This is a genomic window from Rhodanobacter sp. UC4451_H18 (assembly GCF_052978225.1).
In genome coordinates this window covers 895,878-908,621 of sequence record NZ_CM129663.1, presented here as the reverse complement: position 1 = coordinate 908,621, position 12,744 = coordinate 895,878, and the positions used below count along the sequence as shown (strand labels likewise).

Annotated in this window: 11 protein-coding genes and 1 tRNA gene; 10 read left to right on the top strand and 2 right to left on the bottom strand. The window is 67.8% G+C overall.

The features are described from left to right. Window positions 1–8 precede the first annotated feature (8 nt). Window positions 9–311 carry a DUF6587 family protein gene (locus ACVCMG_RS04320; RefSeq protein WP_447114959.1) on the top strand — a complete coding sequence of 101 codons (303 nt, stop codon included), beginning with the start codon at window positions 9–11 and terminating at the stop codon, window positions 309–311. Between the two features lie 249 nt (window positions 312–560). Here ACVCMG_RS04320 and rpsT read toward each other — a convergent pair whose 3' ends face one another. After that, complete coding sequence (gene rpsT / locus ACVCMG_RS04315; RefSeq protein ID WP_072760571.1) at window positions 561–824, bottom strand: 30S ribosomal protein S20; 264 nt, start codon at window positions 822–824, stop codon at window positions 561–563. Between the two features lie 219 nt (window positions 825–1,043). Between rpsT and murJ the strand changes: the two genes are divergently transcribed. The 6 genes from murJ to ACVCMG_RS04285 all read left to right on the top strand — a co-directional run bounded on the left by murJ (window position 1,044) and on the right by ACVCMG_RS04285 (window position 8,500). Continuing rightward, window positions 1,044–2,654: a murein biosynthesis integral membrane protein MurJ gene (gene murJ / locus ACVCMG_RS04310; RefSeq protein WP_447105894.1), complete on the top strand. Its 1,611-nt coding sequence runs from the start codon at window positions 1,044–1,046 to the stop codon at window positions 2,652–2,654. A gap of 34 nt (window positions 2,655–2,688) precedes the next feature. Next, on the top strand, window positions 2,689–3,642 hold the full coding sequence (locus tag ACVCMG_RS04305) for a bifunctional riboflavin kinase/FAD synthetase (protein WP_447114958.1): 954 nt from the start codon (window positions 2,689–2,691) through the stop codon (window positions 3,640–3,642). A 99-nt stretch (window positions 3,643–3,741) separates the two neighbouring features. Further along, a complete protein-coding gene (gene ileS / locus ACVCMG_RS04300; RefSeq protein ID WP_447114957.1) occupies window positions 3,742–6,603 on the top strand; it encodes an isoleucine--tRNA ligase in 2,862 nt (953 codons plus the stop codon). A gap of 112 nt (window positions 6,604–6,715) precedes the next feature. After that, window positions 6,716–7,213: a signal peptidase II gene (gene lspA, locus ACVCMG_RS04295; protein WP_447114956.1), complete on the top strand. Its 498-nt coding sequence runs from the start codon at window positions 6,716–6,718 to the stop codon at window positions 7,211–7,213. Between the two features lie 99 nt (window positions 7,214–7,312). Continuing rightward, complete coding sequence (gene ispH, locus ACVCMG_RS04290; RefSeq protein ID WP_447114955.1) at window positions 7,313–8,275, top strand: 4-hydroxy-3-methylbut-2-enyl diphosphate reductase; 963 nt, start codon at window positions 7,313–7,315, stop codon at window positions 8,273–8,275. A gap of 149 nt (window positions 8,276–8,424) precedes the next feature. Beyond that, window positions 8,425–8,500: transfer RNA gene (locus ACVCMG_RS04285), tRNA-Thr, on the top strand. Window positions 8,501–8,621: 121 nt separating this feature from the next. Here ACVCMG_RS04285 and pyrC read toward each other — a convergent pair. After that, entirely contained in the window at window positions 8,622–9,665 is a 1,044-nt protein-coding gene (gene pyrC / locus ACVCMG_RS04280) for a dihydroorotase (protein ID WP_447114954.1), read from the bottom strand. A 464-nt stretch (window positions 9,666–10,129) separates the two neighbouring features. Between pyrC and pilV the strand changes: the two genes are divergently transcribed. From pilV to ACVCMG_RS04265, 3 genes are all read left to right on the top strand, one after another. Further along, complete coding sequence (gene pilV, locus ACVCMG_RS04275; RefSeq protein WP_395117519.1) at window positions 10,130–10,660, top strand: type IV pilus modification protein PilV; 531 nt, start codon at window positions 10,130–10,132, stop codon at window positions 10,658–10,660. After that, window positions 10,657–12,042, top strand: a complete 1,386-nt coding sequence (locus tag ACVCMG_RS04270; RefSeq protein ID WP_447105899.1) for a PilW family protein — start codon at window positions 10,657–10,659, stop codon at window positions 12,040–12,042. Before pilV ends, ACVCMG_RS04270 begins: the two co-directional genes overlap by 4 nt. An 82-nt stretch (window positions 12,043–12,124) precedes the next feature. Then, window positions 12,125–12,733, top strand: coding sequence for a pilus assembly PilX family protein (locus ACVCMG_RS04265; protein WP_395117523.1), 609 nt, complete (start codon window positions 12,125–12,127; stop codon window positions 12,731–12,733). Window positions 12,734–12,744: the final 11 nt, after the last annotated feature.

Genomic DNA, 12,744 nt, shown 5'->3' with positions numbered 1-12,744 from the left:
AGCCGCCCATGAGTGCCGGCCTGTTGCTGCAGTACGTGGTGATCGCGCTGGCCGTGCTGGCCAGCGTGTGGATCGTGCTGCGCAAGCTGGCCCGGAAAACGACCAACCGCTGGCTGGCCGCCGGCTCCATCCATTTCAACCAGCCCGGCCGCGGCGCCCTGGCGCGGGCGTTGGGCCGGCGCCTGCAGCCGATCGAAGCCACCGGCGACTGCAGCGACGGCTGCAGCACCTGCGACGCCTGCGGCCCGAAACCGCCGGCGGCGGCGCAGCCGGGCGAGGCGATGCCGCTCGAATTCCGCCCGCGGCAGTAGGGCGGGCGGTGCCCGCCGCTCCTGTCGATCGAGTTCCTTCAGCGGCAGCCCCTGCAGGGTGCGTTCGCGCAAAGGCCGGACGGTCGCGCACCGTCACCGGCGAAGCGGCGGGCGGTGCCCGCCCTGCGAGTACAGCGAAGAGCGACTCCACCGCAGCCCTCTCCTGCGCTGCAGGGGAGGGGCAAGGCGCGGACACGAAAAAGCCGGCTTGCGCCGGCTGTTTCATGCAACCCGAATCGCGTGGCCGGCTTACGCCAGTTCGCGGATCTTCGCGTTGAGGCGGCTCTTGTGGCGGGCGGCCTTGTTCTTGTGGATCAGGCCGCGGGCGGCGTAGCGATCCATCACCGGCTGGGCGACGGTGAATGCGGCAATGGCACCGGCCTTGTCCTTGGCCTCGATGGCCTTGACGACCTTCTTCAGGGCGGTGCGGACCATGGAACGTGCGCTGATGTTGCGCAGGCGGCGCTGTTCGGACTGGCGCGCGCGCTTCTTCGCGGACTTGATGTTGGCCAAGGTAGAACTCCGGGATGCAGTGTGTTGGGTGGAAAAAGACGCCAATTATGCGGTCGATTCATCGACGCGTCAATCACTTGGCCGGCTTTATCCGCAGCCGGCGTGGCGCGCGGCGGCGGGGGCGCCGGCATTTTGCCATAACCGGGCCGTGATCCTGCCGGCGCGGGCTGTCAAACTGTGCGCCCCGTGCGAACGACGCCGAAGGTAGAACCGCCGCCCATGAAGTCTCCCAGCATGCTCCGCGGGCTGCTCTCCTTCAGCAGCATGACGATGATTTCGCGGGTGCTCGGCCTGGTGCGCGACATGTCGATCAACGCCGCGTTCGGCGCCAACGGCGCCACCGACGCGTTCTGGGTGGCGTTCCGCATTCCCAACTTCATGCGCCGGCTGTTTGCCGAGGGCTCGTTCTCCACCGCCTTCGTGCCGGTATTCACCGAAGTGAAGGAGAAGGGCACGCATGCGCAGCTGAAGGAGCTGATGGCGCGGGTGTCGGGCACGTTGGGCGGGGTGCTGCTGCTGATCACGGCGCTGGGCATCATCTTCGCGCCGCAGGTGACTGTGCTGTTCTCGCCCGGCGCGATCGACGAGCCGCGCAAGTTCGAGCTGACCGTCGAGCTGTTGCGGCTGACTTTCCCGTTCCTGCTGTTTGTGTCGCTGACCGCGCTCTCCGGCGGGGCGCTGAACAGTTTCCACCGCTTCGGGCTGCCGGCGCTGACGCCGGTGATCCTCAACCTGTGCATGATCGCCGGCGCGCTGTGGCTGTCGAAGAAGCTGCAGACGCCGATCCTGGCGATGGGCTGGGCGATCCTGGCCGCGGGCATCCTGCAGTTGCTGTTCCAGTTGCCGGCGCTGCGGCAGCTCAACCTGCTGACCCTGCCACGATGGGGCTGGCGCCATCCGGAGGTGCGGAAGATCATGCGGCTGATGGTGCCGACCCTGTTCGGCTCCTCCGTGGCGCAGATCAACCTGCTGTTCGACACGGTGATCGCCTCGCTGCTGGTCGTCGGTTCGCAGAGCTGGCTGTCGCAGGCGGATCGTTTCCTGGAACTGCCGCTGGGCGTGTTCGGCGTGGCGCTGGGCACGGTGATCCTGCCGTCACTGGCGCGCCATCACGTCACCACCGACACCGCCGGCTTCTCGCGGGCGCTGGACTGGGGGCTGCGGATCACCCTGCTGATCGCGGTCCCGGCGATGTTCGCGCTGATGCTGCTGGCCGGCCCGCTGGTGGCCACGCTGTTCCAGCATGGCCACTGGACCGCGCACGACACGCACATGGCGACCTTGTCGATCACCGCGCTGAGCTTCGGCCTGCCCGCTTTCGCGCTGGTGAAGGTGTTGCTGCCGGCGTTCTATGCGCGCCAGGACACGCGCACGCCGGTGCGCGCGGCGGTGGCTTCGCTGCTGACCAACATGCTGTTGAACGTGGTCTTCCTGGCGCTGCTGTTCGAACTGTGGGCGCCGGCCGGCTTGAAGCAGCTGTCGTGGCTGGATGGCATCGCCCGCGTGCCCGGCCTGCACATGGCGCTGGGCTTGGCCAGCGCAGTAGCCGCCTACGTCAACCTGTGGCTGCTGTGGCACTGGCTGAAAAGGGCGGGCGTGTACCAGCGCCAGCCGGGCTGGTCGCGCCACTTGCTGCGGCTGGCCGCGGCCTGCGCGGTGATGGTGGCGGTGCTGTTGCTGGGCCGCTGGCTGTGGCCGGACTGGGTCCACGGGGTGCCGGTGCTGACCCGGCTGTGGCATCTGGCCGTGCTGGTGCTGGCCGGCGGGGCCAGTTATGTCGCCGTCCTGTTTGCCGGCGGCTTCCGCCTGCGCGATCTGCGCGCGGCGTGAGGCCGCGACACCGACCGTTCTATATACTCGCGCGATGATGAGACTCTCCAGGGATGTCGCCGGCCCTTGCCTGGCGCCCGGTGGCAGTGTGGTCGCGGTGGGTGCGTTCGACGGCTTGCATCGCGGCCACCAGGCGCTGCTGGCGCAGGTGGTCGCGCGCGCGCGCGAGCTGGATGGCAGCCCGCTGGTAGTGAGCTTCGAGCCGCTGCCGCGCGCGTTCTTCTCGCCGCGGCCGGTGCCGCGGATTTCCAGCGTGCGCGACAAGTTGCGCGGCTTCGCCGCTGCCGGCATGCAGCAGGCCCTGCTGCTGCGCTTCAACCGGGCGCTCACCGCGATGTCGGCCGAGGATTTCGTCCGCCGCGTGCTGGTCGAGCGGCTGGCTGCGCGCGAGGTCTGGGTGGGCGCGGATTTCCGCTTCGGCCACAAGCGTGCCGGCGACGTGGCGCTGCTGCAGGCGATGGGTCCCCAATGCGGCTTTCTCGCCTGCACGATGCCGGAAGTGCAGTGGCACGATGCGCGGGTGTCGGCCAGTCGCGTGCGCGAATTGCTCGCGGCGGGCGAGTTCGCCGCGGCCGAGCCGCTGCTTGGCCGCCCTTTCGTGATCGACGGCAAGGTGCAGCGCGGCAACCAGCTCGGCCGCACCCTGGGTTATCCCACCGCCAACATCCATCTGCGCGATCGGGTCAGCCCGGTGCTGGGCATCTTCGCGGTGCGCGTGGGCCTGGGCGAGGGCGAATGCAGCTGGCCCGGCGTGGCCAGCCTCGGCGTGCGGCCCACCGTGAACCGGGTCAGCCAGCCGCTGCTGGAAGTGCATTTGTTCGATTTCGAGGGCGACCTGTACGGCCAGCGCATGGCGGTGGAGTTCGTCGGCAAGCTGCGCGACGAGCAGAAGTTCGACGGACTGGAACCGCTCAAGGCGCAGATGGCGCTCGACGCGCGCCGGGCGCGCGAGCTGCTGGGCATGAATCCGCGGCTGGTCGGGGCGTGAGCGTGTTCCCGAGTATTCCTGTGCGCCCGCGCATCCATTAACTTAGAAGCCTTTGCCCGCCCATGGGCGGGCCGCAACACCTTCAACGGCACCTACGCGATGACCCACGATTACAAGAGCACCATCAACCTGCCGCATACGGATTTCCCGATGCGCGGCGATTTGCCGAAACGCGAGCCGGGCTGGCTGGCGCAGTGGGAGCAGGTGGGCCGCTATGCGCAGATCCAGCAGAAGACTGCCCATCGCGAGCGCGCGTTCGTGCTCCACGACGGCCCGCCGTATGCCAACGGTGCGATCCACATCGGCCATGCGGTCAACAAGATCCTCAAGGACATGGTGGTCAAGTCCAAGCTGCTGGCCGGTTACCGCGCGCCGTACGTGCCGGGCTGGGATTGCCACGGCCTGCCGATCGAGATCGCGGTGGAGAAGAAGTTCGGCAAGCCGGGCGACAAGCTCGACGCCGCCGCGTTCCGGCAGAAGTGCCGCGAGTACGCCACCGAGCAGGTCGACACGCAGCGCGCCGGCTTCAAGCGGCTTGGCGTGCTCGGCGACTGGGAGCACCCCTATCGCACCATGGATTTCAAGTACGAGGCCGACATGCTGCGCGCGCTGGCGCGCATCGTGGCCAACGGCCACGTGCTGCGCGGCGCCAAGCCGGTGTACTGGTGCTTCGATTGCGCCTCCGCGCTGGCTGAGGCGGAGATCGAATACGGCGACAAGGTTTCGCCTGCGGTCGACGTGGCCTACGACGCGGTCGATGCGAAGGCGCTGGCCGCGAAATTCGGCGTCGACGCAGGCGATGCCATCGTCGCCATCCCGATCTGGACCACCACGCCGTGGACGCTGCCGGAAAGCCAGGCGGTGTCGCTGGGCGCGGATCTCGAATATGCGTTGATCGAAGGGCCGGCGCGCGACGGCCGCCGCGTGCTGCTGGCGGTCGCCAGCGCGCTGGTCGACAACGTGGCGCAACGCTACGGCATGGAGCAGGCGACCGTGCTCGGCCATGCCGAAGGCAAGGCGCTGGAACGACAGATGCTGCGCCATCCGTTCTACCCGCGCGAAGTGCCGGTGATCCTCGGCGACCACGTCAGTGCCGAGGACGGCACCGGCGCGGTGCATACCTCGCCCGATCACGGCGTGGAGGATTTCGTGGTGGCGCGCGAGTACGGCATCGGCCTGCTCAACTATGTCGGTTCGCGCGGCGCGTATCACGCCGACACCCCGGCCGCCGACGGCGTCGAGCTGGCCAACATGCACATCTGGAAGGCCAACGACGCCATCATCGACGTGCTGCGCCAACGCGGCGTGCTGCTGGCCTTCGCCAGGATCGAGCACAGCTACCCGAACTGCTGGCGGCACAAGACGCCGGTGATCTACCGCACCACGCCGCAGTGGTTCATCTCGATGGAGCAGGCGAACCTGCGCAAGACCGCGCTGGCCTCGATCAAGGACGTGCGCTGGGTGCCGGGCTGGGGCGAGGAGCGCATCGCCGGCATGGTGGCCGGCCGGCCGGACTGGTGCATCTCGCGCCAGCGCACCTGGGGCGTGCCGATCGCGCTGTTTGTGCACAAGGTCACCCAGGAGCCGCACCCCGATTCCGTCGCGCTGCTCGAACAGGTGGCCAGGATCGTGGAGCAGGGCGGTGTCGATGCGTGGTTCGCGCTCGATCCGGCCACGCTGCTGGGCGATCAGGCGAACGACTACGAGAAGGTCACCGACGTGCTCGATGTGTGGTTCGATTCCGGCGTCACGCATTTCGCCGTGATCGGCCAGCGAGCGGAACTGCAGCGCGGCAGCGCGGACGAGTACAAGGTGATGTATCTGGAAGGCTCCGACCAGCACCGCGGCTGGTTCCAGTCGTCGCTGCTGACCTCCTCGGCGATCCACGGCCGCGCGCCGTATGACGAGGTGCTCACCCACGGCTTCACGGTGGACGCCAACGGCCGCAAGATGTCCAAGTCGCTGGGCAACGTGGTGGCGCCGCAGAAGGTGATGGATACGCTGGGCGCCGACGTGCTGCGCCTGTGGGTGGCCTCCGCCGACTATCGCAACGAGATGTCGGTTTCCGACGAGATCCTCAAGCGCGTCTCCGACAGCTACCGGCGCATCCGCAACACCGCGCGCTTCCTGCTCGGCAATCTGGACGGCTTCGATCCGGCGCAGCATCTGCTGAAGGTGGAAGACAGCCTGCTGCTCGACCAGTGGGCCGTGCAGCAGGCGTTCGACGTGCAGCAGGCCGTGGTGGCGGCCTACGAGCGTTACGACTTCCCGGAGGTGGTGGCGCGCGTCCAGAACTTCTGCACCAACGAGCTGGGCGCGCTGTACCTGGACATCACCAAGGACCGGCTCTACACCATGCCGACCGACAGCCGCGGCCGGCGCAGCGCGCAGAGCGCGATGTACCGCATCGCCGAGGCAATGGTGCGCTGGCTGGCGCCGATCCTGGGCTTCACCGCCGAGGAAATCTGGCAGCAGTTGCCGGGCGAGCGGGGCGACAGCGTGCTGTTCGAAACCTGGTACGACGGTCTCGCATCGACCCAGGCTTCGCCGGAGCAGCGCCGCTACTGGGCCGACCTGCTGGCGATCCGCGACGGCGCTTCGCGCGTGCTCGAAGGCATGCGCAAGGCCGAGCAGATCGGCGCGGCGCTGGAGGCAAAGCTCGTCGTGCATGCCGACGCTGCACTCGCGGCGCGCTACGCCGACGTGGCCGACGAACTGCGCTTCTTCTTCATCACCTCCGACTTCACCCTGGCACCTCTGGTGCCGCGTGGGGACGACGCGATGAAGGTGGAACTGGAGGGCGGCGAGGCCTGGGTTTCCGCCAGCGTCAGCAGCGCGGTGAAATGCGTGCGCTGCTGGCACCGCCGTGAAGACGTTGGCAGCCACGCCGAGCATCCCGAGCTGTGCGGCCGCTGCGTCGACAACGTCGAGGGACCGGGCGAGGATCGCCGCTGGTTCTGATCGCAACCTCCTTTTGTAGGAGCGCACCCTGTGCGCGATGCTGTTCGGTGATGCGGCGAAAGAGCATCGCGCACAGGGTGCGCTCCTACAGGCAACCTGGTAATCCATCTCCATGACCAAACCCAACGCGCTTCCCTGGCTGCTGCTTTCTGCCATCGTCATCGCGCTCGATCAGCTGAGCAAGTGGTGGGCGATCCATGCGCTGCAGCCGATGGGCACGGCCCATGAGGTCATCCCCGGCTTCCTGAACTGGACGCTGGCGTTCAACACCGGGGCCGCCTTCAGTTTTCTCGCCGATGGTGCGGGTTGGCAGCGCTGGTTTTTCGTGGTGCTGGCGGTCGCGATCAGCGCGGTGCTGGTGGTATGGCTGGCGCGCACGCCGCGGCGTGACTGGCGCACCGCCTTGCCGCTGGCCTTCATCATCGGCGGCGCGATCGGCAACCTGGTCGACCGCCTGCACGCGTCGCAAGTCACCGACTTCATCCACGTGTACTTTCGCCAGTGGAACTATCCGGTGTTCAACCTGGCCGACTGCGCCATCACGGTCGGCGCGGTGATGCTGGTGGTATTCGGTCTGTTCGCCGACAAGCCCGCAGACAGCGTGCGATAATCCAGACCCGTGCGCAGGAGCCCGCTTGCGGGCGATGCCCTTCGAGTGGAAAGCATCGTCCGCAAGCGGGCTCCTGCGGAATTCCATATCGAGGTCGTCTTGGACATCCTGCTCGCCAACCCCCGCGGCTTCTGTGCCGGCGTGGATCGTGCCATCGCCATCGTCGAACGCGCACTGGAATCCTACGGCGCGCCGATCTACGTGCGGCACGAAGTGGTGCACAACCGTTACGTGGTCGACAAGCTGCGCGCCGACGGTGCGGTGTTCGTGGAGGAGCTGCACGAGGTGCCTGACGGCGCCACCGTGATCTTCAGCGCGCATGGCGTGTCGCAGGCGGTGCGCGAGGAGGCTGCACAGCGGCAGCTGAAGGTGTTCGACGCCACCTGTCCGCTGGTGACCAAGGTGCACATGGAGGTGGCGCGACTGGGCCGGATCGGCCGCAGCGTGGTGCTGATCGGCCATGCCGGCCACCCGGAGGTCGAGGGCACGATGGGGCAGTGGAACCCGGCCAACCACGGGCAGATCCTGCTGGTGGAGTCGCTGGAGGATGTCGCCACGCTGGTGCCGACGTTCCCGCACGCGCTGTCCTACGTCACCCAGACCACACTGTCGGTGGACGACACCAAGGCGATCATCGAGGCCCTGCGCGCGAAATTCCCGAGCATCGAGGGGCCGCGCAAGGACGACATCTGCTACGCCACGCAGAACCGCCAGGACGCCGTGCGCAGGCTCGCCGACTCGGTGGACCTGATGCTGGTGGTCGGCTCGGTCAACAGCTCCAACTCCAACCGCCTGCGCGAGCTGGCCGCGAAACAGGGTGTGCCCTCCTACCTGATCGACGGCGCCGAACACATCGAGCGCCACTGGCTCGACGGCGTGCAGCGCATCGGCCTGACCGCCGGCGCCTCCGCGCCGGAAAAACTGGTACGCGACGTGATCGCCCGCCTGCAGTCGTGGGGTGCGGGTGCGGTGCGCGAACTGGACGGTGAGCCGGAGAGCATCACCTTCGCCCTGCCCAAGGAGCTGCGAGTGGTCGGCACCAGCGGCTCGGCCAGCTTCTGACGACCTTGTTACGGGGAGGTCGCAGGGCGGCACCGCCCGCCAGCTCCCGCATCGTCGCGAGAAGCGGCGGCACCGTTCGCCGACTCCGGCATCGCCGACCCTGCGCGGTTGCGCGGGGACGGCGGGCACCGTAAAATCCACGGCTCTTTGCCGGAATAGCTCAGTTGGTAGAGCGGCGCATTCGTAATGCGTAGGTCGTAGGTTCGATTCCTATTTCCGGCACCAGACACGGCACACGCAAGCGGCTCGATCTCCGGATCGGGCCGCTTGCTTTTGCGGCCGTGAAACCCGGTGCAGGCACGGCCGCGGATGTCCGTCCGTGGGGTGGCGCCGGGCCCCTCGACGGTCAATTCTCGACCAGCGACCACGCCACCGTGCTCCCCGCGCGCATCGGCACGCAGGTGGCGTCGCCCAGAGCGAGCTCGGCCGGTACGGTCCAGGGCTTGCGTTCCAGCAGCAGGCGCTCCTGGTTGCGCGGGAGGCGATAGAAATCCGGGCCGTGGAAGCTGGCGAAGGCTTCCAGTCGGTCGAGTTTGCCGGCCTGGTCGAACGCTTCGGCGTACAGCTCGATCGCGGCGTGCGCGCTGTACACGCCGGCGCAGCCGCAGGCTGATTCCTTGGCGTGGCGCGGGTGCGGCGCGCTGTCGGTACCGAGGAAGAATCGTGGATCGCCGCTGGTCGCCGCCTTCACCAGGGCGGCGCGGTGGGTTTCGCGTTTCAGGATCGGCAGGCAATAGTGGTGCGGGTTGAGGCCGCCGGCGAACAGTGCGTTGCGGTTGAGCAGCAGGTGGTGCGCGGTGATCGTGGCCGCCAGGTTGGCCGGGGCGGCGGCGACGTACTCGGCCGCGTCGCGCGTGGTGATGTGTTCCAGCACCATGCGCAGGGCAGGGAAGCGTGCGCGCAGCGGCATCAGGTGGCGTTCGATGAACACGCGCTCGCGGTCGAAGATGTCGATCGCGGGGTCGGTCACCTCGCCATGCAGCAGCAGCGGCAGGTCGTGGCGCTCCATCGCCTCCAGCACGTGGGCGACGCGCTCCAGGTCGCGCACCCCGTCCTGTGAATTGGTGGTGGCTCCGGCGGGGTAGTACTTCACCGCGAACACCGTGCCGCTGGCCTTGGCCCGCTCGATCTCCTGCGCCGGCGTGGCCTCGGTGAGGTACAGCGTCATCAACGGCTGGAAGTTGGTGCCGGGCGCCAGGCTGGCGAGGATGCGGCGTCGGTAGTCCTCCGCCTGCGCCACCGTGGTCACCGGCGGCTTCAGGTTGGGCATCACGATGGCGCGGCCGAACCGGCGTGCCGTATCGTCGACCACCGAGGCCATCGCGGCGCCGTCGCGCAGATGCACGTGCCAGTCGTCGGGGCGGCAGATGTCGAGGCGGTCAGCGGTCATTGGCAGGAATCCGTGTCGCGGCGTGCGGGCGGAGTGGCGGGGCGGGTGTGGCGAAGAGGCATGCGGATTGTCCAGAAGATTTGCGGCAGTGAGTTGGACCACTGGCCATTATCGCCCGCCAGCGCATTGAAGCCTCCCCCTTTGGTCGCTGGCGAGAGAAGGCGAGGAAAGCCCCTCTCCCTGCGGGAGAGGGGTTGGGGTGAGGGTTCGGGGCCGAGGCGTGGCTGCAGGTTTCTCCCCGCACCCTCATCCGGCCCTTCGGGCCACCTTCTCACCCGCAAGGGGACTCCCTGCGGTCGCCGGAGGGAGAAGGGCTTTAAAGGCTTCCCCGCCGCGTGATCGGGTTCACCCTTTCCGACAACGACCGCGCCGCTCATCGGCCAATTCCTACCGCCGGTCGGCTGGGGGCTGGCCGCGCCTCGCGCGATGGGTACATTGCACTCAGGGGTATCAGGGAGAATTCCATGCAAGTCCTGTCGCGTCAGCGAGGCATCTCGTTGATCGAGGTGATGATGGCCGTGCTGATCTTCAGCATCGGCCTGATCGGCTTGGCCAGCCTGATGGTGATGGCCACGCGCTCCAACCACGCCGCTTACGTGCGCACCCAGGTGGTATTCCTCGCCAACAGCATGGCTGCGCGGATGAGCGCCAACCCGATCGGCGTGTGGAACGGCAACTACAACAGCGGCAGTTATCCGGTCTCCTCCAGCTCGATCGGCTGCGGCTCCGGCTCGGCCTGCGATGCAGCGGAGCTGGCCACCCACGACCAGCGCCTGTGGAGCAGCCAGTTGAAGACCTTCCTGCCCGGCCCGTCGGCCAGCATCGACTGCGGCGGCGTGGGTACCGCCGGCTACGACCCCACCTCGCAGCTGGCCATGCAGCCGCCTTATGGCGGCAGCTGCAAGATGAAAATCACCTGGAACGAGCAGGGCACCGGTGACCAAACCAAGCGTGCCAGCGAGCCACAGTCCTTCTCGTGGGAGTTCCAGCCATGAGCGCGTTCCGCATGCTGCCTCGCCATTCGCGCGGCTTCACCTTGATCGAACTTATGGTGGCGATGGTGCTGGGCCTGCTGGTGGCCGCTGGCATCGTCACCGTGTTCGCCTCCACCTCGAGCAGCAACAAGGCGCAGAACCAGCTGGCGCAGTTGCAGGAGGCGGGGCGCTTCGCAGTGACCCGCATGGGCACCGACCTGCGGATGGTCAACGGACAGTACTGCACCAACACCGGCGGCGTGGCCAAGATCGGCACGGGCGGCAATGCGCTCGATCACATCCGCGCGCCCAAGGTCTACGCCAAGAACCTGATCGGCGCCGCTGGCGCGGTCAGTGGCGCGTTCGGCGACGTCACCACCGCCTGGGGCGCCGGTTCGTATCCGGCTGCACCCGCGGCGCCGTACACGATGCCGTCGTTCCTGTTCATGCGTGGCTACGAGTGCACGCTCACCGCCTGCACGCCGGTCGATCCGAACACCACCATCAGCACCATCCCGGCGATGGGTACCGCGATCAACAATCGGGTCAAGGGCGCCGACGTGCTCACCGTGCGTTACGTCAACCCTGCCGCCGGCTGGGCCATCGTCCCGGCGGGCGTCACCGGCAGCACCTTGGCCACCAGCAGCAGCGCGGCCACCATCACCTCGATCACGCTGGTCCAGCGTACCGGCGAACCGCCGGTGAGCAATGCCGCCAACGGCGACCTGTTCATGCTGGCGGACTGCTCCAACGCGCAGATCTTCCCGGCCACCGCCAGCAGCGTCGGCGTGATCACCCCCTTGGCCAACACCACCGATGGCTTCGGCACCGGCGCGGCCAACCTGCCGACCGCGCAGGAGCCGGAGTCGGCGCCCAAGGTGTTCGACGTCAACCGCGATTTCCAGACCGTCACGTATTACCTCAAGCTGGTCAGCGTCAACAATGACGGCAACGCACCGTTCACCGGTGCACTGATTCGAAGGGTCAACGGCGGTACGGCCGGCCGCGGCGGCTCGGAGGATGAGCTGGTGCGAGGCGTCGAGCGGCTGGATTTCCGCTACGGCGTGCAGGACAACACCGGCAAGACCAGCTTCCTCACTGCCGCCCAGGTCGACGCCGCCCCCGCGGCAAGTTGCCCACCGGCCGAGTTGAATGCGATCACCGCCACCGGTTGCCTGTGGCGCAGCATCAAGAGCATCGAGGTCAGCCTGCTGATGGACGGCCAGACGCCGCTGTACACGCTCACCGGCAACCAGCTGAATTACCGCTACAGCGCCGACGCCAACACCGGCCTGCTGCCACCGTCCGGTCATGCCATCAAACCCAGCGACCAGGGCTTCCCCGACCAGTTGCTGCGGCGCGAGTTCAGCGTGCTGGTGCCCGTGCGCAACTACAACCCGTGATGAAAGCGGCGGCGCCCACCGGTGCCGCCGCATGATGTTTTCCTGGAGCCAAGTCATGGCGATGCCGAACAAACCACGATCAATGCGAACCGGCCCGCACGCCCAGCGTGGCGCGGTGCTGGTGGTGGCGCTGATCTTCCTGATCCTGCTGACCATCCTGGCGATCAGCGCCTCCGGCCGCTCGCTGTTGCAGGAGCGCATGGCCGGCGGCCTGCACAACGCGCAGCAGGCGGACATGAGCGCGCTCACCGCGCTGCGCGGGGCCGAGTGGAAGCTGTGGACCAGCACCACCAACGTCACTGCCCATCTCAATTGCGGCACCGGCATCTTCACCGACTGCTACGTCTACGACCCGGCCAACCCGATCGCCAACGTGGTCGACTTCCGCACCAAGCAGGGCTGGGTCACGGCAGGCTCCACCGAGTACAAGGGCTACGGCGGTTCGGTCGACTACACCGGCGCCACGACGGGCGATCTCGCGCAGAACCCGCGCTACATCATCGAGGACCTGGGCGTGGAGCTGCCGCCGGGGGTCAGCGGCGGCCTGCATGAATCCGGGGCCACCGGCAGTTCCGGCACCGGCACCGCCAGTTCCAGTCGGCACATCTATCGCATCACCGCGCGCGCCACGGGCGGCAGCGCCAACACCGTGCGCGTGATGGAAAGCACCTTCGCGGCCAAGAGCAACTGAGTCGGAGTATT

What these genes read in the sequence shown, in the direction of transcription:
- ACVCMG_RS04320 (WP_447114959.1), top strand. Translation starts at nt 9, where the DNA reads ATGAGTGCCGGCCTGTTGCTGCAGTACGTGGTGATCGCGCTGGCCGTG.
- murJ (WP_447105894.1), top strand. Translation starts at nt 1,044, where the DNA reads ATGAAGTCTCCCAGCATGCTCCGCGGGCTGCTCTCCTTCAGCAGCATG.
- ACVCMG_RS04305 (WP_447114958.1), top strand. Translation starts at nt 2,689, where the DNA reads ATGATGAGACTCTCCAGGGATGTCGCCGGCCCTTGCCTGGCGCCCGGT.
- ileS (WP_447114957.1), top strand. Translation starts at nt 3,742, where the DNA reads ATGACCCACGATTACAAGAGCACCATCAACCTGCCGCATACGGATTTC.
- lspA (WP_447114956.1), top strand. Translation starts at nt 6,716, where the DNA reads ATGACCAAACCCAACGCGCTTCCCTGGCTGCTGCTTTCTGCCATCGTC.
- pyrC (WP_447114954.1), bottom strand. Translation starts at nt 9,665, where the DNA reads ATGACCGCTGACCGCCTCGACATCTGCCGCCCCGACGACTGGCACGTG.
- pilV (WP_395117519.1), top strand. Translation starts at nt 10,130, where the DNA reads ATGCAAGTCCTGTCGCGTCAGCGAGGCATCTCGTTGATCGAGGTGATG.
- ACVCMG_RS04270 (WP_447105899.1), top strand. Translation starts at nt 10,657, where the DNA reads ATGAGCGCGTTCCGCATGCTGCCTCGCCATTCGCGCGGCTTCACCTTG.
- ACVCMG_RS04265 (WP_395117523.1), top strand. Translation starts at nt 12,125, where the DNA reads ATGCGAACCGGCCCGCACGCCCAGCGTGGCGCGGTGCTGGTGGTGGCG.